The organism is Arthrobacter alpinus (assembly GCF_001294625.1).
GTDB classification, from domain to species: Bacteria; Actinomycetota; Actinomycetes; order Actinomycetales; family Micrococcaceae; genus Specibacter; species Specibacter alpinus_A.
In genome coordinates, this window is record NZ_CP012677.1 from 1857679 (window position 1) to 1876936 (window position 19258).

The window sequence follows — 19258 nt, forward strand, 5'->3', positions numbered from 1 at the left end:
TTAGTGCGTGTTGATCCAGTAGCGGCGCTTACCGTTACGGCTGTCTTCATAGAGTCCACTATTCTTTTCGATAGTGGCCCGGGAACCGGCATTGTCCTCATCGCAGGTGACGAGAACCCGGGAAATCCCCAGCTCGCGGGCAACAGGCAACGCGTCATTCAACGCCTTGGAGGCGTGACCGCGTCGGCGCGCGGATGGCCGCACACTATATCCAATGTGCCCGCCTTCATTCAGCCCGAAATCATTGAGTTCGTGGCGGATGGCAAGAGAACCAAGGACCACATCCCCCTCAACGATCCACAGATAGGTGCACTTCACATAACCAGGCTTCCGTGGGCTTTCCGGTAGCGCAGCAGCAACAAGTTCGTCAACAAACCGGCCAAAGTCCAGCGGATCCCGGAGGTCTTCCAATGACCAATCCTCCCCTCCGCCACCATCCCTGTGGGCTCCACCAAATTCAACGGCAGCTTCTAGCCAGGAGGATTGAAAAAATACATTGGGGGTCAAGAGGGTAGCCATCAAAAGATCCTAGCCTGCTACTTTGCTCTTTCTGACACCGCTCAGGAGCGTCCCGTTCGAGGGCCCGAAAGCCTTCGCCTTCCAGATGCCGTCCCTCTCGCTCGCCCACCGGTGGACTCGCCCGTAAAATCGACCCATGGATGAATCCTTGGTGCATCAGGTTTCGTGCGGAATGCTTATCTGCGCGGGGCGGGTGCTTCTTGTACACCGGTCGTCGTCGAAGGCACGATATCCGAATGTTTGGGACTTCCCGGGAGGTCACCTTGAACGGGGCGAAAATAGTCGTCAAGCGCTTGTGCGGGAGCTTCGAGAAGAGTTGGGCGTAGAAATCACTCCGCCGACTGGGCACCCGCTGCTGACCCGCCGGGACGCTGAGATATTCCAAGAAATATGGAAGGTTGAAGCATGGGAAGGTGCGATCATCAATGCTGCACCCGATGAACACGACGCCATCGGATGGTTCAGGTTGGACGAGGCAATGTCCTTAGACCTAGCCGATGACGGCTACCCAGCACTCTTCAATCAGGTGCTGCCCTGATTTCTGACCGGAACAGGTTCCCCTGGGGCACATTGTCAATACCACCGACGGCTGCGGACATGAATTCTGTTAATCGCATGGTTCATGCGTGAACGATAGAATTTGCGGCCCCTACTTGGTAGCGTGACCGTAGCCATCGCTACTAGGGGGATAATTGGGCAACTTCGAAACATCGGTTTTTGCGTCAGGATCGTGGAAGACCGAAGAAGGAACGGACTGGCGACTGCGAATTTCTGTTCACGATAGTGACTTTGCCACCTTGGACTACAGGCCCGTTCCCGGCTCATCCGGTCGATTCTATTTAGGATTCCAACCCCGCGACTACTTTTGAGGACCCGGCAGCGAGTGCCCCTGTCGATCTGCAGGCAGAATAGTCCGGCTTTTCCCAATGGGCGTCAGCCGTCCTCGGTACCGATATCGCTGCAACAGAGTTGCTTGCCCTCATGGCACCAGAGGGCGTTGAAGACCCCATAGACGTTGTTGTAGAGGACACTTTGATTCGACTGCTCAATCTACTCGGCATGCCTATGCCCACGTGGTTGGCACCCGAGGGTCCGTTCGTAGAGACAGCACTGGCTGCGCAGGAACCTGGACGGGACTGGGCGGAAATAGCTCGGGAAATAGCTGGCAGCCTCGAGGAAATGACTAGTCTCGAGTACTTACTGGTTATCTACGACATCGGGCTTAGTGAATACTCTGTCTACGGTCAGTTCGCCATCAACGAGGGCAACTTTCAATGCGAGGTCGTCTCCGAGCAGTTCGTGCCAGCCGACGTTTGGCCAATTAATGACGGCTGCCTTCGCCACAGCGGTTGGTCTGCGCCAGAAAATGGAAATCCCAACTGGTCTATGCGGCAAGACAAACCCGAGCAAGCTGCCGATTCTGTGCTGACCGCCATGCGATCCGGCCTCGGATGCACCGACCCACAATTGATCAGTCTTACCGTAGGCCGTTTCTAGTCCGTAGAAGGTTCCCACTACGGTCTGCGGGATTGCTCGGCGGCGATGACTCCGGCGGCTAGTGTGGGAATCATGAGCGAGTACCGGCGACCCACAGCCTCCATGGAGGTTTACCATGATCAAGAGGGCCTTTCGATCGAATACGGCAGTCGCTGGGAAGGGGCGTCTCCGCCTGAAGATAGTTACTCCCGGGTCAGCAATCCGACGCGCTTCGCACCTCTGCACACCGTCGCCAACGCATTGATCGAATGGTTGCACGAAACCTTCGACGTGGTTGTCGAGCCAGACCCGGGGGCGGCTGCTGACCTTCTACTCCTGCCAAATGAAGTTGTCCAGGCCGTGAGGATAACACCACGAAACCCAGCATCGGCCCCGCTGACTTTCGTCCTGACGCCGTTCCCGGGCGTGTACCTTCATGCCGGCTCACTCCACGACTTTCACTTCCCCGTATGCGGCTGCGATGCCTGTGATGACAATGTCGCGAATCTGGTCCAAGAGCTCGAATGGACCGTTCGAACTGTCGTATCGGGGGGATATTCCGAGCGCTTAGATGCATGGCCGGCCCGCTGTGTCGAATACCGACTTGAAGAGCCGGGCGTCGGCATGAGCTCCGGGCGCCGCGGCACCGAGGAACTGCCCGCCGAACGGGTGAAGTTGGCACGAACTGTACTACCCGCTGATGGCCAGTGGCTCCCCTGGCAAGAGCTTTAGCAGGTCAACAATGATGGCGACGGCAGAGCGCCGAAAGACGTCCCGCAAGAGGTTCCCCTTTCGGTATGCCGTTGCAGTTTGGTGCGCGTTGATTCGCCACTATGACCCCATACACTCGTTGCATGACCGATATGCAAGTTTCCCAGTCGTATTCCGCCCGAGCGGCGGAGTACACCTCCATCCTTGGGTCAATCGATGACATGCGTCCACTGGACAAGACCCGCATCGAGCGGTGGAGCGAACAAATTACCGGCAGCGCACTCGATGCCGGTTGTGGTCCTGGCCATTGGACGGACCATCTTCACAAACGAGGAATCGAAATTTCAGGGATCGACCTCGTTCCTGAATTCATAGAGAGTGCCCGAAACCGCTTCCCTGAGGTCCCTTTTCGTGTGGCTTCACTGCGCGCTCTCGATGTAGCGGACAGCAGCCTAGGCGGAGTCCTGGCGTGGTATTCGCTGATTCATCTGGCGCCTGCAGAGTTACCTCAAATTCTCGCCGAGCTCGCGCGCGCCCTCAAATCAAACGGTCACCTGCTGATCGGTTTTTTCGACGGCGCATCCGCTGAGCCACTCAACCATGTGGTCACCACGGCTTATCACTGGTCGGTAGACGAGATGAGCCGCTTGCTGCATGACGCAGGGTTCGATGTGCTGGAGATTGAGACCCGCCAGGATCCGGGCAGTCGACCGCACGCAGCAGTTTCCGCGATCGCCCGGTAGCCGTTCCTTCTACGGGGCACCTTCCCCCCGTTACCCGTACAGAATAAACATTCCGTCCGGAACCTCAGTAGATTCTCGCAACCGGTTTGCTGAGAATACACTCACGGACCACGGCGACTAGGCGTGGAAAGGGCTGAGGTGCCAGTCCGAGAATCGATGGGTCAGGGTCATTGCTGATCCAGCCACTGCTTTGTCCTGGTCTACGGGGCCGCCTTGGATGGCTGTGGTGGTTCCGACGATAAAAACACCCCCGGCCTCTAGGAGTTTTCCCACCTGGTTAATGGTTGTGTGCAGGTCATTCGCGAAAAGAAAGGCCGGATCGTTTCCAGACATGAGCACGACGTCGTAGCCCTGGGGAAGACCCTTCATTGCCAGTCGCTCTGGTGTGGCCTCGGTGGCGGCCATTTGGCGAAACCACGACGGTTCATAGAGGTCCCCGGCAACTTCAAGCACCTCAAGTGTGGGATCGACTCCGTAGGCCGCGTGGCCACGGGCCCGTAGTCCGTTGACAGCATTTCCAATGCCACGTCCAATATCGAGGACCTTGGCCCGACGCCTGAACATCATGTCAATGAAACGCACGTCCACTTCCATGTATGTTCCGGCGTGTGCGTGGTGGCGCATTTTCGCTGCATACTTATCGTAGCCTCGACCCGGGCTCATGACCCCAGTCTCCCATTACACACGATGGGACTTAAGAAACCGGCGCATGGCGTCGGGTGCTACCTAAAGTCGTCGTGATCTTCAAAGGTTCCTCAAACGGCGGGGCAGCCATACTTCCTGATCCCACTACTTGTCTGGGTTTTTTGGGGCAAACGGCTTCTGCTGCTCTGGAGGGGAATCAGTGTTGCCAATCATGGACCAGCGTGAGCGGTGGCAGTAGTAGGTTCCTGCCACATTTTGATGTAACGCGGCAGACTCTTTCCTTGCTCAGATTCGGAGGACAGTACAGTTACCGGTGATGGCGATTCCTTCCAGAACTGAACCAAGTGCCGTTCCACTGAAGATTCCACGACCAAGTCAAAGGCTGCGTCGCGGCCCGTAGCGTGGAGCCTGACTCGGTAGCTGCCCTTCTCACCAGCCATGATCGTGCCGACGTCCTTCATATCCCAGTCAGTGGGCGTGTTGAAGTACGCTCGGCCCTCCGGGAGCCTCAGGGACACCTCGTGGATGTCTTCCCAGTCTGGAGAGATGGACTCCGGTCTAGCTCGAAGGACCTCAACAGTGAGGTCAATGGGTCCTGAATAGATTCCGGTGGAGATCAACGGAACCGCCAACAGAGTCTCCTGCATCTCCCCGCGCACGGCCGCCTGGAGGGCAGCTAAAGGGTCTACCGAAGGAAAGGGCTCCACGACGAAGTCCACGACATGACCCCACGCTTTGATCACGAAAGCTGCCGATTCGAGCACGGACTCTGCCTTTCAAACAATTTGGAATGAGACACACCTGCTTTTATCACTCGTATTGAATGTACAAGACACCGGCCAGCACAGAGCGTATTGGCGTGTGAATCGGCGCCAGAGAGCCGGATGGAACGGGTGATAACTTACATTTTTTGTATCGCCTCAGGCCAAGAGGCACTGGCAGGCGGGTCGTCCCGCAAAGCGTTCCGCTTGCGGGCGGGGCTGAATTCTCCGCTCGGAGTAGGGTTGTGCCATGACATTTGCAAACGTGGGAACACTGGGCGCTGTCCCCGGGAAGCGTGATGAACTGGTTGCCTATCTGACCAAGCGCAGTGACACCCTCAAACAGATCGGCTGCCTAGCGTATGAGGTGGGCATCAGCGACGATGACCTCGAGACGGTGTTTGTGATAGAACTCTGGGAGAGCGCCGAAGCGCATCAATCCTCCCTCGCCTTGCCGGAAGTCCAGGCAGCCATAGCGGCAGCACGGCCATTGCTGTCCGGCGCCTTTGGTGGATTTCACTTCAAAGTTGTCGGATCACCACTTCGCGACTAAACCGGGGGCTCCAACAGCGCACTAAACGATCCGCTGCCGGTAATCGTTAGAGGTCCCGTGGATGGCTTCCCACACGGAAGAACGACAGGAAAAGGAAAACTCCGGGTCCGCCGAGGCGAAATACCGGAGTTTCCAATTCTTGGCCCAAGTAACATGAAACAGCGGTCATCAAGGGCTTGCGAATCAATACTACCCCGAAAGGTGACCCATGGCGACGACAACTGGCAACGACGCGTGGATCGAGAACTGGTTGAGTGCCGGACGGTTTTCCACCTACCTCGAAGCAGCCGGAGGCTCTCGCAAACGCGCTCTTGATTTATACGAGTGGAATGCCAAGCTCAGTGCCGCTTTCCTTCATGATCTCAGCCACCTCGAAGTCGGTCTGCGAAACGCGTGCGACCGGCAACTTGCCGCTGCTGTACTCCCCGGTGACGCACACTGGACCGATCCAGCCACGCTACTTACCTTGTTCCCGTCCGTGATGCGACGAAACAGGCAGACCGGCCGACTCCATGACGTGAACAAGATCCCCAGGAACAACGTAGAACGTGCCCGAACAAGTGCAGCCACCAAACCAGGTGCGCCGCCGCTGCCAGGAAAAACAGTCGCTGAAATCATGTTCGGCTTCTGGACCTATCTCCTCGCAGACTCGCACGAAAAAACGATCTGGGTCCCCTACCTCCACAAGGCATTCCCACATGGAACAGACCGGAACCGAGTCAACGACTCACTGGCCTCACTGCGTGGATTTCGAAACCGTGTAGCCCACCATGAAAACATTCTCAACGGCTCCGAGAGTGAACGCCGCCGAATCGTATACCTTGTCCGCCTACTATCGACCGAAGCACTGACGCATCTCCAAACTAACAGCGATGTCGCCTCCATTCTTCAGAATCGACCTTAGGAGCTTCGTACCCACGAACGCCACGCACTGTCCCATGGACCGATACCCTATCGTGTACCGACCCCAGGGATCCCTACTGTGAACCGTCGTCCAATTCGACATCGACATACAACAAACGAAAGCCAATTCCGACTTACACCACCAGTTCCTCGACGTCAGCGTCGCTGACCATCTCTCATGAAACAGGCGTAAAATGGCCACCATGGACAGCAACCTCAAGGCGATCGGCCACCACATACTTGGTCCACACTGCCTAGAAGTTGCACCCGAATAGGGACAGCGCCGTCGGCTCATCCAGCGGCACCCCCCTTTTACTCCCCCTTTTCAACCAAAAGCAACCGCAATCTACGGCATGCCATCATCTTTGCAATCGCCCAAAAGTCCCTAAAAATCAATGTTTTTAAGAGCCAGCAACACACCCCAGCATCCAGAAGGTGAGATTCTCTTGGCCGCCGGTTCGAGTCCGGCCCGGGGCACAAAAGGGCCTCTGACCTGCGGTTTTAGCCTTTTGGCCGGGTGCTCCGCGGTGCCAGACCACAGTCTATTCACGTTATTGAACAAAAAGTTGATCATGTTTTTGACATTTTCGGGGCCTATTTCGAATCCACTTGAGGTCACGTTTTTCAATCGGCGTCCATAAAAGTGGCGGAAATCCGGCTCTTGTGACTCTTCCGTGGGTCATTTCCGTCCGGGAAGTACCGGTTTGTGGCCGCCGAGGCTGAGCATGGCCAGACTGATCAGGGCTTGCGGGGATTTGAATCCGAAGGCTACCCGGGTGATGAGTCGGATTTTGGTGTTCATGGATTCGATGCGCCCGTTGGAGAGTCCGTGCTCGATCGATGCCAGGATGGATTGACGGTGTTTGACGATGCTTTTCTGCAGCTTCACGAACGAGGGAATCCTGCAGCGTCTGGCCCACGACACCCATCTATCCAGTGCTTCGGCGGCTTCTTTCAGTGGCAGTTTGAAGACGGTGCGCAGGCCTTCTTTGAGGTAGTAGGCCCGGCCCAGCCTTGGGTCTGTCAGCACGATCCAGTCCAGCTTCACCTGCTGCTTCTCGGTCAGGTCCTCGGGGTTTTTCCAGAGCGCGTAGCGGGAGTTCTTAAGCTTCATTGCGTTCTCGCTGTCGGGCCGGGCGGGGGCGTCCTTGGGCGGGCGGCCCCGGCCTCGGGACGGCTCGTTTTCCTTGGCTAGTTTCCGTGCCCGGTTCCAGGCCGTACGGCGTTCCTCATCCAGTGCGTCGGTGGCCCACATGACCACATGGAAGGGGTCCGCGACCCGGACGGCCTGGGAGCATCGTTCGGCCACGACAGTGTCGATCCAGGTGGCGGCATCGGCGGATACATGCGTGATCTGGGCGGAGCGTTCTTCCCCGAGGGCGTCAAAGAATTTTCGTAGTGTGGCCTTGTCTCGGCCCGGGGAAGCCCACACCAGCCGGCCGGAGTCATGGTCCACGACGACGGTCAAATACTTGTGTCCGCGCTTGTAGGAGATCTCGTCAATGCCGATCCGTGTCAGGTTCGCGAACGGGTCAAACGTGGCGGCGGTGTCGTTCCAGAATCGGTTGATGATTGCTCCCACGGTGCGCCAGGCGATGCGCATCAACGCGGTGACGGCGCTCTTGGAGCATTGGGTGGCCAGTCAGGCGACGTGTTGGTCAAAGATCCTGGTGTGCCCGGCTTGGTGGCGGGCCCAGGGAACCGCGGCGACGGTGACCGCATGCACCGGGCATTTCACGCGCGGGGCCTCGGCGACAAGATAGGTTTCGGTGGTTCCCAGATCCAGGGTCCGCCAGCGCCTGGGCCCTTCACCACTGTCGTACCGCGGGGATCTTCTGGAACAGATCCCGCACCGGTTGCGCATGGATTTATGGGGCCTAACCCGGGCCAGTAAAACATGCTCGTACTCATCGAAATCCACGCCGATGATCGAAGTTTTTTCCACTCCGAGCATGGCAGACCATATGCTTGTTTTCTGCACGCCGTTTTCCTACCCTGATTTTTGTTCCTTAGACAGTCAAAAATCCTAGGCAGGAAGCGGCGTGTGGGCGTTAAGGCGCGCGGAAAACACCCACGGAAGAGTCACAAGAGCCGGAAATCCGAGGTTTTCCCAGGCACGAACGATCTACGACTATGACCGAGAATAATTGGCCCTCCGAGCGTCCTACTCACGATGCTGAAGTCAGTAAGTTAGCCAATGGCTTCCCCGAGACTGTCAGCTTCCCTTGCGCGGCAACTCCAATCAAACTACCCTCGCAATTGGGCCATGTACCGGTGACACGCCATCCCAAGTATGGGCGGAGCGGGTCCGTTCCTACTCGGTCATCTTCCAGTCGGCGTGATTCCCTGCCCGTCCCGTAAGGGGAACCTTGACCGAACAGTCAATCCGATGTTCTCTCAAAGCAGCTCAACGCTGCTGCCATCAACCACCAACGCCTGTCCGTCTCGAAGCGCCCAGTACTGTTTGCCATCGTGAGCGTAAGCGGCACCCACCTGAGTCAGGATCTCGCGTTCCGGGTGATCCGAGGTTCCGAGATGCGGCGCAAAGGGGCGGTCGAGAATATTGAGGCCCTCGTACTTGACTGCTCCATATTGCAGCAAAGCATCGTTCGTTGAATCGCACTCTTCGAGACCCAACAGGCTCGGGGCGAGGACGCAACCCCCAGCACTGAAACCGGCGTAGACCAAGGCATCGGCCCTGAGGCGGTCCACAATGATCGCGTCGACTCCTGACCGGGCCATCGCAGCCCGGAGCGTGAAGACGTTGCCACCCCGGACCCAGACAAGGTCCGGTTGTTCAAACTTCACGGAAAGGCTCTCGGCATCATACAACCGCAGGTCGAGCTCATGTGCAGTGAGTCCAATGCTCGCCAGATTCGTGCACTGGCGTTCAGTTTCTATTCGCCGCGTCTCAGGGGCAGCACCATCAAACGCGTTCATGATGATCCATCCGTTCCTTTTACCCCGAACCAGGCTCGTGAAAGCTTCGGGACGGTCACTAAGCTCGTATGAAGATAGATAGTGGCGCATGGTGCCATTGTCCATACTTATACGCAGAGAGTCATTTTCCAATGAACTGTGTACGTTCGCATCTGCCTGATGGGCACGGTTTGCGGGACGCTATTCGTTGCTGAGGATTGGGAGAATAGCCGTTTAACTCAGGTCCATGTCGAACGACCCCATCTGCTCCCCAGCAAGGACTAGACATGGGTCGGATTTCTGGTCATCTTCTCCCGCAGCAAAGTCGCCTGCTGATCCTATTTTGGTATTAGTGCGGTCGCTTGTGAATTCGGAGAATATTTAGCGGTGCGGAAGCGAATTCCGCGGGATTGCGGGCCTGCAGGCTCGGCTTTTGTTTAGATCATTCTGCAGTCCGCGCATCCAGCCACCGAACGAACGATTCTCCAGGCAAGGGTACGGGTGCAGGAACGGTCAGCGGTTTTGTCGCTGACCGTTCCTGCACCTAGTGGGCTAACGCAAGGAGGTCTGCGCGTAGATACTCATCGCGTCGGCGAGGAACGGCACCATGTCTGAGTGGTAGGCGTTGTGGAAGGCTGCCATGTCGGCGTCCTCCTGATAGTGGAGCGCCATGCCCACGTAGGCGCGAGCTGTTGGGACGTAGAATCTGCAAGCAATCTCATAATGCACGGCGATGAGGGTTTGTATCTGTTTGCTGCCGGGGTCTGCGCTGGCAACGAGAGGGCTCATCCGCTTATATAGTGCATCCCAGTCGGCGTGGACTAGTGGTCGGTCCACGTTTTCCCAGTGGTTGTTGGCGGCAAGGCTTTGTGTCTGTTCCTCGTTGAGGGCCTGTCGGCATTCGTTGAGATACGAGGAGCTGAGTGAATCGATGGTCATGGTTGTTCCTTATCAGTGGTGTGCGGTGATGAGCCACGAAGTCCATGTAAAAAGGGCAGCTAAATTAGCGCTCCGCCTGAACGTGTCCAGCGATGTCTAACCACAGGAATCTGTGATCGACTTTCGTCGGCTCAGGCGGGTTTAGACAAGGCCACCATGGTTTGTACTGATAATCATCCACTAACCATATCCTGCAATCCCATCGCTACCTCTCAGTTCAATCGAACCTCTGCTCACAACCAAGGGACATGGTTACAGGCCATGGACTGATGACGGGGCCGCTAGGTCAGGCTTGCGCGGTAACGGAACCCCTACTGGGACTAATGTGCCTAGGTCGGGGGATTCTCTCAGGCACCTCTTATGAGGGCTGGGTGGTGCTACTTTGAGCAGGTCGAGGTACGCACCTATCACGAGCGCGCTTCCCTCAATTCCGAATGCGGCAACGAGGCGATGTGCTTCCGAAGTTGCTGCCTCGGGCCCTATTTTTTATCTCTCACGGCCACTTCCAGGTCCAAGAACTCGCCGAGTTCTTCAACGCGGTCGAGGTGCACCCTGGCCTGACCGATTTGGAACACCATGCGGTGCTTCCGAACCCTTCCGGCCTCGCCGTAGGCATGAGCCAAGACTGAGCGCAATCCCTCTGGGTCGGCGGTTTCCGAATGGATGTAGAAGGAGGTTTTCGGGCCGAGCTGATCTGTCCTGCGGTAGAAGATCAGTACACCGTGTTCATCGTCAAGGACCCGGAGCTTGAGCCGGCCATTGGGGCACTCGAAAAAGGTATCGTCCTGGGCGACATGCTCTGGCCCTGTATCTGCCAAAGACGCGACCACTGGAATCAGGGTCTCGAGGCAGGCCACGCGGGCTTTGATTTCGATATTCGCCGGCATGACTCCACTTAACCACGTCGCTATTGCCGAGTGCCCATTCGGGACTGCCGTAAGTGGAAGGGCTTCTAAGCGAGGGCTGGGGGGTGAGTAGTAATGGAACAGGATTGCGCGTTTAGCGCTCGGTTACGTGGCTGTCGGTAGTCTGTAGCTTGTGCCAGTTGAATTTTTGAGTGATGCGCAGACCGCCGCGTTCTGCCGGTTCGTGGGAGAACCTTCGCAGAACGATCTGGAGCAGTTCTTCTACCTTGACGATGCCGATCAGGAGTTGATCCGCAGGCACAGGGGTGATCACAGCCGGATTGGGTTTGCCGTTCAGGTCGGGACCGCCCGGTTCTTGCGGGCGCTTCTTGCCGACCCGCTCGATGTGCCATAGGCTGTGGGCGATTACGTTGCGGCGCAACTCGGGATCGCGGATCCCTCAGTGGTCAAGCGATACACCGAGCGCGTGGAGACAGCCAAAGTCACCGCACGTGCCGTGCCTCACGGAACATACCGGACCCTGCCGGACCAGACCCACGAGGCATCTGCCGATGCGCTCGCGCCGCTGCTGATCGATTTTCTGATCACGACTTCGGAGTACTGACTGTCAGCCGGGTCAAGCCGTGCGCGCCGCTTCGACTCCTCCGCAATCCCACGCATGCAGAAGGGTGTCATCACCTGTGAGTCGATGTTAGCGTTGAACCCACATCAGACAGAGGAGTACGGTCATGGCGAAGAAGAAATACTCTGGCGAGCAGCAGATCGATCGGCTTCGCATCTACAACTTCGTCGCGGGTAGCCTGCACCTGTTGCAGGCCATCGCCTTCACGATCATTCTCACCATGCTGAGCACCCAGGTTCTGTTCCCCGTCACGGCGGATTACCTGGCCGGCCCACCCGGTGCCCCCATACCGCCGGAACGCGTGACGGTGTTCGAGATCAACATCGGTGTCGGGGTCGTCGTTTTCCTCGCACTCAGTGCCGTCTTCCACTTCCTCGTCTCGAGCCCGTGGTTCTTCGGCCGCTACAAGAACGGACTCAAGCAGAACCACAACTATTTCCGCTGGACCGAGTACGCGCTCAGCTCATCGATCATGATCTGGCTGATCCTGGCCATCAACGGGGTCACCGATATCGCAGCCTTGTTCGCAGTCTTCACAGTGAATGCCGCGATGATCCTCCTCGGCGCCCTGCAGGAGAAATACGAAAAACCTGGCTCCGGGGGGATGCTGCCCTTCATCTTCGGCTCGATGGTCGGGAGCGTGCCCTGGATCATTGTTCTGATCTATTTCCTGCGTCCCGGAAGCGAAAGCGACGTTGCCGCGCCCAGCTTCGTCGTGGGCATTGTGATTTCATTGTTCATCTTCTTCAACACCTTCGCCGTCAATCAGTGGCTGCAGTACAAGCAGGTCGGCAAATGGAAGAGTTACCTGCAGGGCGAGCGCACCTATATCACCCTGAGCCTGGTAGCCAAGTCGGCCCTCGCGTGGCAGGTGTTCTCAGGAGCCATCGTTCCCGCACTCACTGGCTGACTCGTCGGCCTGAATCGCCGACACCCTGTGCCGCCTCGTCCTTGTCGAGGTTTGGTCGATTTCAGGGCAACTGTCTTGGAACACCGACCGGAGAATCGAATACCAGCATTCACTTGAAACGGCAGTTCGCAGCGTCACGAACAGTCTCAGTCGGGTCGCGGGGGTCACGTCCCGCTGAGTGGTGGAGTTTCGCAACATCGTGCGGGTCAGTTGTTCTAGTTTAGGCGGCGCCGAGTTCGGGGAGGATCACCGCCTCATCGATGGCCTCGATGGCCTCGAGAGGGTCGTTCATGGTGTCCAGTTCGAGCATTGAAGCTTCTGAGAAGTAGCGGCGTTCGGCCGCTTCCCACTCGTCGTGCTGCTCGATCAGGACCGACCCGGCCAGGCGCAGCAAGGCTGCCGCGTTCGGGAACACCCCGACGACGACGGTGCGGCGCTTGATCTCCTTGTTCACCCGTTCCAACGGGTCGGTCGACCAGATCTGTCGCCAATGGCACCGCGGGAATCCTGAGGTGTGTCAAGGGAGGCTGAAGGCAGTAAAGAACTCGGGGATATTAATTACCGCAGTGCATCGGTGAGTCTCATGTGTCCCGTAAGCCGGGTCGGCTATCGAAGGCCAGATTCTCCATGGACGGACGCTTGAGGTTCCGCGTATGACCGCGCCGCAAACCGAACCTTCTGCGGGGCATGACAAATTGGCCCTATTTTCGGTTGGCGTTGACAGGCCCGGCATTCCTGAATGTGTCGTCAGCCGCCAAGTTTCTTTTGCTCGCCGGTATTGCGGATGTATTGGTAGCCGGTTTCGCGGCTGATGCCGCACTCGCGGGCCAGAGCCGCTGTCGATTCCCCAGTAGGGGCTCGCACGGTCAGTTCTGCCGCCTACTCGGTGGAGAGTGCTTTTTTGTACCCCCGGTTGACGCCTCTTTTTTGGCTAGGGCGATACCTTCGCGCTCGAATTCCGCGAACGCTCCCATCACGGAGAGCATGAGGTTTGCCAGGGGAGAGTTTTCGCCGGTGAAGACGAGGTTTTCCTTCAAGACTTCGATCCGCACACGCTTCAAGGAGAGCTTTTGCACCACGGCGCGCAAGTCGTCGAGGTTGCGAGACAACCGGTCCATGCTGTGTACGACCAGGGTGTCCCCATTGAGGGCAACCCTCTGAAGTTCCTCCAGCTGAGTCCGCTTCGTGTCCTTTCCCGATAACATCTTGGCGGCTAGGGTGTTTTCTAGTTCCCGCTGCGTGTTTTGGTCTAGACTGCTGGCCCGGATGTAGCCCGGATGCTGGCCGCTCTCAGTATCTCCACGATTGAAACTGTCAGGATGGAATCTGAGACTCTCGGCAATGTATGTCAACAAATTGAAGAGATAACCGCAACCTGACAGGTGAAATGGCGTCGTACCTGACGTCCGTTTGGGGAATACCCCAGCTGGACGTGGGATTGTCCCTGGCGACGCGCTCAGGAGTACTTGGCCCGTTACTTCCAAGACCCCTGGATGCGTTCGAGCCGACGGTCAGCCTCAGCGGTGCCTGCGTTGGGGAATTCGACGTTCATGGAAGCAACCAGGCACGCCAGCTCTACGAAGCCGCGGACTACGATTCCGCGGGCCAAGACTGCAAATGCCTGCTCGTGGGCAAAGCCCTCCAAGAGTAAACCAGCGTGGACCCTGTACCGGCCGGCTGCGGGCAAGGCGGCGCCCATCGTGTTCGACGGGCGCCGACCCGCCCGCAGGGGGCCCCGGTGGTCACCGGCAGCTATCCACTTTCACTGCCCTGCTCACTGCAGCAGAGTGAATCCTGACTCATTGCGTGTCTTCCCGAGGGCTGACAACACGATCTGGAGGAAACCCATGGCCTCGAGTTCCCTCGCCCGCGACAGTGGCCCAACGTCAACCGCACGCATTCCCGATGCCTCGATAAGGTCCGCAACTGCGATTTTCGCCTCTGCGTAGTCTCCAGCGAACAGGACGGTCGTGGTCGTAGTGCCGTTCGTGCCTGCGGTAAGGGTGTCGCCAAGATTGACGTTAAAGGCTTTCACTACTTCCGCGCCTTCGGGGAGCTGCTTGGCGAGCTCGGCGGCTGTGGAGGAGTCAGCCGGTGACTTCAACTCATCGTAGGTGGTGAAATCGATGGGGTTGCTGATGTCAACGACGACCTTGTCCCTGAGCCTCTCCCGGTAGAACTCGAGAATGCTCGGATAGGCGTTGTACGGTACCGCGAGCACTACGAGGTCTCCGGTCAGCTCATCTCCCAAAGCTCCGTACGTGACATTCGGACGATCCCCGGACGAGCTCGAAGTACTTCGTCTGATGATCTGGATACTCGCCCCGGCCCGTGTTGCAACTTCCGCAATCGCCGAGCTCATCTTGCCGCTTCCGATAATACTGATTGATGTCATGCGAACTGGACCTTCCTGAATCGTGTGAGCGCCTTCTCGGCGACTTTCTGCGCGTCGTAGTCGAATACCGCGCTTCGGCGGAAATCCCGACCAACACGTAGGTCGGCGTCGCGCTTCTTGAGGTCCGCGAATTCATATTGCGCGTCGAACATGGCTCCGGCTCGCCGGGAACCGTGCTGCAGGATTGCGGTGCGCTGCATGCGAACCGAGGTGTAGCGCCTGAAGGCTTCGGGGATATCCGCTGGGCTGTCTGCCGCTTTCAGGAAAATGGCAAGGGCCATGCTGTCTTCGATCGCCTGGTTCACTCCCTGCCCCTGGTGCGGCAGCATCGTGTGCGCTGCATCGCCGAGGAGCGTGATCGACCCGTGCGACCAATTGGTGAGGGGCTCGTGGTCGAACAGGCCCCACCAGAAGGTTTTCTCGATGGCCGAGATGAACCGTTGGAGCTTCGGGTCCCAGTTCTCCCCCGCGAACTCTGCCGCGAGTTCACTCACCCCCGCTGGTCCAGACCAGGGCCCATTCAGAGGCCGGTCGCTGGGGACGCCAGCGACGAAGTTGAAGAGCTTGCGGTTCTGCAGCGGATAGCACATGAAGTGCCTCTGATTGCCCATCCATACCTGGCTGATCATGCGCCAGTCGTCGGGAAGGAGGGACGCATCAACGACTCCGCGGTAGACGATGTATCCGGAGTAGACGGGATCCGGATACTGCATCACAGATTTACGCACCACAGAGTGGATACCGTCCGCGCCGACCACGGCATCGAAGTCTTCGTATGCTCCGTTCTCAAATGCTAGACGAACGCCGGATTCTAGCGTCTGAACCGACGCGATTCGATGGTCAAGGCGAATTGATTCGGGGTCGACTTCCTGAGCCAGAACATTGATGAGGTCTGGCCGATACATTCCGATGTTTTGATATTGCCGCCCCGAGTCTTCCCAGGCCGCGTCGGTGACAAGGTTGCCCATGGCGTCCTGGTAGACACCGTGTCCATCCGGGATCGCTCCCACACGTTTGACCTGCTCAAGCACGCCAAGCTTGTCGAGCACTCGCTGGGCATTGGGTGCTACTGTGACGCCTGCGCCCACTTCACCGAGCTTACTGGCCTGTTCGAACACGGTGACCTGGACGCCTGCGATCCGCGTCAGAGCGATTGCGGCCGTGAGTCCGCCCATCCCGCCGCCGATGACCGCGATTCTGGTGGTGTGACTAACCATTTATTTCTCCCTATCTGAACTGCGCAACATATGTTTTTTCTATCGCTTTCCGGAGAACTCCTGGGCGACTGCACGCGAGGTGAACATCGTGGCTCCGCTCGCCTGCTCGGCCTCGTTGTCGGCTTCCAGCGCAATTCCGGAGCGATCCCGTAGACACAAAGTCGCAACGCCCCCGAGGAGGGAAGCGGTGAGGAGGTATGTGGAGATTGCCGTTGTCGAGCCCGTGGTCTCGAGCAGCATCTGCGCGATCATGGGCGCGAAAGCCCCGCCGAGGATCGCTCCGATTGCATAGGTGATCGAAACTCCCGAGAAGCGGATCGACGCCGGGAAGATCTCGGCGTACCACGCGGCCAAGGGGCCGTAGGTCAGGCCAAGGCTGGTCGAAATGAGGACGAGCGCGAAGTAGAGGCCTGGAAGTCCGCCGTTGCCGACGAGCCAGAAGATTGGGAAGACGATGGCCGCCTGCAACGCGAAGCCGATCAAGAAGGTGTTTCTCCGCCCGATCACATCGGCCATGTAGCCGGCTGCCAGGGTCGAGAAGAACCACACCACCGCTCCCACTGATGCCGCCACGAGCACCGACGTGGTGGCGAGGTTCTGCACTGTGATCGCGTACCTGTTGAGGAACCCGCCAGTGGTCATGTAGCCCAGTGTGCCGTTGCCCGCGAACACGAGCGCGGCGAGGATTACCAGGTACCAGTGGCGCCTGAACAGTGTCACGACCGGGACATTCTTTTGTTTGCCTCGCCTGGCGAGCTCAGTGAACACCGGGCTCTCCTCGACCGTTCGGCGGATCACAAAGCCCACAATAATGAGCACGAAGCTCAGGAGGAACGGCACACGCCAACCCCACTCGAGGTAGGCGTCGCCCGGAGAAATTACGCCGGTCATGAGAGCCGTTATGCCTGATGCGAGGAGGAAACCAAGGGGGACTCCGAGCTGCGGCCAGGAACCAGCGCGGCCGCGGCGATTGGCGGGAGCGTGCTCGACGGCCATGAGTACTGCTCCGCCCCACTCGCCACCGGCGGAAAGGCCCTGGAGGATGCGAAGGAGTAGCAGGAGGACCGGCGCGGCGATACCGATCTGGGCATAAGTGGGCAGCAAGCCGATGAGCATCGTCGCAACCCCCATGAGCACGAGCGTGATGACGAGCATCGCGCGCCGACCGATGCGATCACCATAGTGCCCGGCGAGGAATGCTCCAAGCGGGCGGAAGAGGAAGGAGATTCCGACCGTGGCGAAGGACAGCAGCACGCCGATCTCCTCGCCGGCCGGCTTGAAGAAGAGGTGTGCGAACACGAGCCCTGCGCTCGTCGCATAGATGAAGAAGTCGTACCACTCGATGGTGGTGCCGATGATCGTGGCGAATGCTATTCGCCGCTGGGAAGTGGGGTTTCTGGTGATAGCAGAAGCGGTCATTCTCGTCCTTAACGTCATTGTCACCCTCCAGCGAGAGGGAACGGGATGCTGTCTCAAATAATGTTCTGATACTCGTCACTGCTTGTAAATCACAGTAATGTGGGAATATAGTTCGACTCAATCGAAGAAAGTGGTGGTCATGGCGGATGTGAGCCTGAGACAGCTTGAACTGTTCGCGGCACTGCCGAACTTCTCCACCCTCAGCGCAGCTGCAGCCCATCTGCACATCTCGGAGTCAGCGCTGTCCCACGCTGTCACAAGTCTTGAGAAAGCTGTGGGGGAGCAACTGTGCGTGCGCCGTAAGGCGCGGGGACTCACCCTGACTCCAGCCGGCCAGCAGTTCGCGAAGCAGGCCCGCAAGATCATTTCCGACACGCAGGAGCTCGTACTGGGTGCCCGCCAAGAAGAGGAACTGCGAGGTCCCGTAAAGCTCGGCTGTTACTCGAGTTTCGCCACAAATGTGGTCCCAGAACTCCTCGAAGGCTTCCCGAGGAGGCATCCTGGGGTGCAGATGGAGATCATGGTGGGCACAAACGAAGAACTGCTCTCCGCGCTTCAGGCAGGGAACCTTGACGTGGCCCTCGTGTACAACGTGTCTCTACCTCTTGGGTACCGGCGCCGCAAAATCTACGCTACTCAACTCGAGGTCCATCTGCATCCGAGCCATCCGCTCGCGTCGGCCAGCGCCGTCAACCTCAGGGATCTCGCCAGCGAGCCCTACATCCAATATGAGGCGACCCCCGGCACCGTTAACGTCACCGATGCATTCACCGCGCTCGGTCTTGAACCCAGGATCAAAGCCCGTGTCAGCCAGACGAACCTCGTCGAGGCGCTCGTGGGCCGCGGCGTGGGCTATGGCCTACTTATGTCACGACCCAATCGGCTTCCGACAAGCACCGAGGGCCGGCCTGTAGTCAGGCGGCCCCTCGACCCGCCCGTCACGGACTCACACGTGGTCGGAATCTGGCCTGAGGACATGAACCTCACGCCGCGCGCCGCGGCACTTCTTAACTTCGCGGTGGAAAAACTCGGCGGCTATGGCCGCGAACGTTTGTCGGGAGGCGCCGAAGAGGTCCAAGTCTGATCGTCCGTCGTCGGGAGTCACCAGCGGATGCCAGCGAACAATCTCCGGGACAGGATTAGTGCTTATGACGCCGGAATCGGCTGAGAGAATGACCCCTCGTAGACGGAGAATAGATCTTCTTTGCTATCAGTTGATGTAGTGATCGACGTCAGCCCGATCTGCCTTGCGACGTTCGGGGATGCTTTGTTGCCGGGGTAGATAACCGCAATAAGCGAATGGTGGCCGGCATGGGTACCCTATTCTCAGCAGGCTTTGGCTACTTCGATTGCATACCCAAGGCCTCGTTGTTTATGGAAAACGTGATATCCCACTTCAAGTTTGTTTAGCCGTCGACAACCCGAACACAACACACCGAATATATAAGTCATGGGCTAAATCCAGCTTGATCTTCCGACAAAAAATGGACCCTGCAACCGAGTGAGCGATCGCAAATTATTCTGCGCACCAACGTTTTACCTGTTCGCAGTTTGGTGCACGAAATAGATCCATTTTGGGGCTGCCTAGAACAGCCAATAGAGGACCACACGGGAACTGCTCCCCTCAGCATCACAGATGTTCATGGTCGTTTCTCCCATG

Annotated in this window: 18 protein-coding genes and 4 pseudogenes; 9 read left to right on the plus strand and 13 right to left on the minus strand. The window is 58.1% G+C overall.

All coding sequences use genetic code 11. From position 1 onward, the window contains the following. Complete coding sequence (locus AOC05_RS08250) at positions 1-519, minus strand: GNAT family N-acetyltransferase (RefSeq protein WP_082357853.1); 519 nt, start codon at positions 517-519, stop codon at positions 1-3. Positions 520-655: 136 nt separating this feature from the next. On the opposite strand from AOC05_RS08250, the gene AOC05_RS18835 reads away from it, so the two are divergent. The 4 genes from AOC05_RS18835 to AOC05_RS08270 all read left to right on the plus strand — a co-directional run bounded on the left by AOC05_RS18835 (position 656) and on the right by AOC05_RS08270 (position 3449). After that, the gene (locus AOC05_RS18835; protein ID WP_082357854.1) at positions 656-1057 is read left to right on the plus strand and encodes an NUDIX domain-containing protein; all 402 of its coding nucleotides are present in this window, start codon (positions 656-658) and stop codon (positions 1055-1057) included. A gap of 443 nt (positions 1058-1500) precedes the next feature. Further along, entirely contained in the window at positions 1501-2016 is a 516-nt protein-coding gene (locus tag AOC05_RS08260) for a TY-Chap domain-containing protein (protein ID WP_062006812.1), read from the plus strand. Between the two features lie 72 nt (positions 2017-2088). Further along, entirely contained in the window at positions 2089-2727 is a 639-nt protein-coding gene (locus AOC05_RS08265) for a DUF6226 family protein (RefSeq protein WP_157374938.1), read from the plus strand. A gap of 122 nt (positions 2728-2849) precedes the next feature. Further along, the gene (locus tag AOC05_RS08270; protein ID WP_062006814.1) at positions 2850-3449 is read left to right on the plus strand and encodes a class I SAM-dependent methyltransferase; all 600 of its coding nucleotides are present in this window, start codon (positions 2850-2852) and stop codon (positions 3447-3449) included. A gap of 117 nt (positions 3450-3566) precedes the next feature. On the opposite strand, the gene AOC05_RS08275 is transcribed toward AOC05_RS08270, so the two are convergent. Beyond that, complete coding sequence (locus AOC05_RS08275; RefSeq protein ID WP_157374940.1) at positions 3567-4112, minus strand: class I SAM-dependent methyltransferase; 546 nt, start codon at positions 4110-4112, stop codon at positions 3567-3569. 191 nt (positions 4113-4303) lie between these two features. Beyond that, positions 4304-4858 (minus strand): hypothetical protein, encoded by a 555-nt coding sequence (locus AOC05_RS08280; protein ID WP_062006816.1) that lies wholly within the window; start codon positions 4856-4858, stop codon positions 4304-4306. A gap of 247 nt (positions 4859-5105) precedes the next feature. Between AOC05_RS08280 and AOC05_RS08285 the strand changes: the two genes are divergently transcribed. Both AOC05_RS08285 and AOC05_RS18840 read left to right on the plus strand, forming a co-directional pair. Continuing rightward, positions 5106-5408 (plus strand): putative quinol monooxygenase, encoded by a 303-nt coding sequence (locus AOC05_RS08285; RefSeq protein WP_062006817.1) that lies wholly within the window; start codon positions 5106-5108, stop codon positions 5406-5408. A 208-nt stretch (positions 5409-5616) separates the two neighbouring features. Next, on the plus strand, positions 5617-6312 hold the full coding sequence (locus AOC05_RS18840; protein ID WP_197277916.1) for an Abi family protein: 696 nt from the start codon (positions 5617-5619) through the stop codon (positions 6310-6312). A 678-nt stretch (positions 6313-6990) separates the two neighbouring features. Here the strand turns inward: AOC05_RS18840 and AOC05_RS08295 are convergent. The 4 genes and pseudogenes from AOC05_RS08295 to AOC05_RS20095 form a co-directional block, all read right to left on the minus strand. Beyond that, positions 6991-8292, minus strand: a pseudogene (locus tag AOC05_RS08295) (ISL3 family transposase). A gap of 416 nt (positions 8293-8708) precedes the next feature. Beyond that, the gene (locus AOC05_RS08300; RefSeq protein ID WP_197277917.1) at positions 8709-9251 is read right to left on the minus strand and encodes a Type 1 glutamine amidotransferase-like domain-containing protein; all 543 of its coding nucleotides are present in this window, start codon (positions 9249-9251) and stop codon (positions 8709-8711) included. A gap of 531 nt (positions 9252-9782) precedes the next feature. Beyond that, the gene (locus tag AOC05_RS08305) at positions 9783-10169 is read right to left on the minus strand and encodes a TipAS antibiotic-recognition domain-containing protein (protein WP_062006820.1); all 387 of its coding nucleotides are present in this window, start codon (positions 10167-10169) and stop codon (positions 9783-9785) included. Between the two features lie 479 nt (positions 10170-10648). Continuing rightward, positions 10649-11056 carry a class IV adenylate cyclase gene (locus tag AOC05_RS20095; protein ID WP_231687204.1) on the minus strand — a complete coding sequence of 136 codons (408 nt, stop codon included), beginning with the start codon at positions 11054-11056 and terminating at the stop codon, positions 10649-10651. Positions 11057-11207: 151 nt separating this feature from the next. Between AOC05_RS20095 and AOC05_RS18845 the strand changes: the two are divergent. Then, positions 11208-11534 (plus strand): annotated as a pseudogene (locus AOC05_RS18845) (DUF4158 domain-containing protein); the annotation flags it as partial. Positions 11535-11763: 229 nt separating this feature from the next. Then, on the plus strand, positions 11764-12567 hold the full coding sequence (gene heR / locus AOC05_RS08325) for a heliorhodopsin HeR (RefSeq protein ID WP_062006823.1): 804 nt from the start codon (positions 11764-11766) through the stop codon (positions 12565-12567). 220 nt (positions 12568-12787) lie between these two features. Here the strand turns inward: heR and AOC05_RS20100 are convergent. From AOC05_RS20100 to AOC05_RS08355, 6 genes and pseudogenes are all read right to left on the minus strand, one after another. Further along, positions 12788-13075 (minus strand): annotated as a pseudogene (locus AOC05_RS20100) (transposase); the annotation flags it as partial. Positions 13076-13314: 239 nt separating this feature from the next. Next, positions 13315-13910 (minus strand): annotated as a pseudogene (locus tag AOC05_RS08335) (recombinase family protein). A 131-nt stretch (positions 13911-14041) separates the two neighbouring features. Beyond that, entirely contained in the window at positions 14042-14266 is a 225-nt protein-coding gene (locus tag AOC05_RS08340; protein ID WP_062006825.1) for a hypothetical protein, read from the minus strand. Between the two features lie 75 nt (positions 14267-14341). Beyond that, entirely contained in the window at positions 14342-14962 is a 621-nt protein-coding gene (locus tag AOC05_RS08345; RefSeq protein WP_062006826.1) for an NADPH-dependent F420 reductase, read from the minus strand. Then, positions 14959-16179, minus strand: coding sequence for an FAD-dependent monooxygenase (locus AOC05_RS08350; protein WP_062006827.1), 1221 nt, complete (start codon positions 16177-16179; stop codon positions 14959-14961). Before AOC05_RS08350 ends, AOC05_RS08345 begins: the two co-directional genes overlap by 4 nt. Before the next feature lie 39 nt (positions 16180-16218). Beyond that, on the minus strand, positions 16219-17598 hold the full coding sequence (locus AOC05_RS08355; protein ID WP_062009547.1) for an MFS transporter: 1380 nt from the start codon (positions 17596-17598) through the stop codon (positions 16219-16221). 139 nt (positions 17599-17737) lie between these two features. Between AOC05_RS08355 and AOC05_RS08360 the strand changes: the two genes are divergently transcribed. Beyond that, positions 17738-18682, plus strand: coding sequence for a LysR substrate-binding domain-containing protein (locus tag AOC05_RS08360; protein WP_062006828.1), 945 nt, complete (start codon positions 17738-17740; stop codon positions 18680-18682). The last annotated feature ends 576 nt before the right edge of the window (positions 18683-19258 follow it).

Bases quoted from the DNA above. Each gene is read 5' to 3' on its own strand.
- AOC05_RS08250 (WP_082357853.1), bottom strand. From the start codon at position 519: ATGGCTACCCTCTTGACCCCCAATGTATTTTTTCAATCCTCCTGGCTA.
- AOC05_RS18835 (WP_082357854.1), top strand. From the start codon at position 656: ATGGATGAATCCTTGGTGCATCAGGTTTCGTGCGGAATGCTTATCTGC.
- AOC05_RS08260 (WP_062006812.1), top strand. From the start codon at position 1,501: ATGGCACCAGAGGGCGTTGAAGACCCCATAGACGTTGTTGTAGAGGAC.
- AOC05_RS08265 (WP_157374938.1), top strand. From the start codon at position 2,089: ATGAGCGAGTACCGGCGACCCACAGCCTCCATGGAGGTTTACCATGAT.
- AOC05_RS08270 (WP_062006814.1), top strand. From the start codon at position 2,850: ATGACCGATATGCAAGTTTCCCAGTCGTATTCCGCCCGAGCGGCGGAG.
- AOC05_RS08275 (WP_157374940.1), bottom strand. From the start codon at position 4,112: ATGAGCCCGGGTCGAGGCTACGATAAGTATGCAGCGAAAATGCGCCAC.
- AOC05_RS08285 (WP_062006817.1), top strand. From the start codon at position 5,106: ATGACATTTGCAAACGTGGGAACACTGGGCGCTGTCCCCGGGAAGCGT.
- AOC05_RS18840 (WP_197277916.1), top strand. From the start codon at position 5,617: ATGGCGACGACAACTGGCAACGACGCGTGGATCGAGAACTGGTTGAGT.
- AOC05_RS08300 (WP_197277917.1), bottom strand. From the start codon at position 9,251: ATGAACGCGTTTGATGGTGCTGCCCCTGAGACGCGGCGAATAGAAACT.
- AOC05_RS08305 (WP_062006820.1), bottom strand. From the start codon at position 10,169: ATGACCATCGATTCACTCAGCTCCTCGTATCTCAACGAATGCCGACAG.
- AOC05_RS20095 (WP_231687204.1), bottom strand. From the start codon at position 11,056: ATGCCGGCGAATATCGAAATCAAAGCCCGCGTGGCCTGCCTCGAGACC.
- heR (WP_062006823.1), top strand. From the start codon at position 11,764: ATGGCGAAGAAGAAATACTCTGGCGAGCAGCAGATCGATCGGCTTCGC.
- AOC05_RS08340 (WP_062006825.1), bottom strand. From the start codon at position 14,266: ATGGGCGCCGCCTTGCCCGCAGCCGGCCGGTACAGGGTCCACGCTGGT.
- AOC05_RS08345 (WP_062006826.1), bottom strand. From the start codon at position 14,962: ATGACATCAATCAGTATTATCGGAAGCGGCAAGATGAGCTCGGCGATT.
- AOC05_RS08350 (WP_062006827.1), bottom strand. From the start codon at position 16,179: ATGGTTAGTCACACCACCAGAATCGCGGTCATCGGCGGCGGGATGGGC.
- AOC05_RS08355 (WP_062009547.1), bottom strand. From the start codon at position 17,598: ATGACCGCTTCTGCTATCACCAGAAACCCCACTTCCCAGCGGCGAATA.
- AOC05_RS08360 (WP_062006828.1), top strand. From the start codon at position 17,738: ATGGCGGATGTGAGCCTGAGACAGCTTGAACTGTTCGCGGCACTGCCG.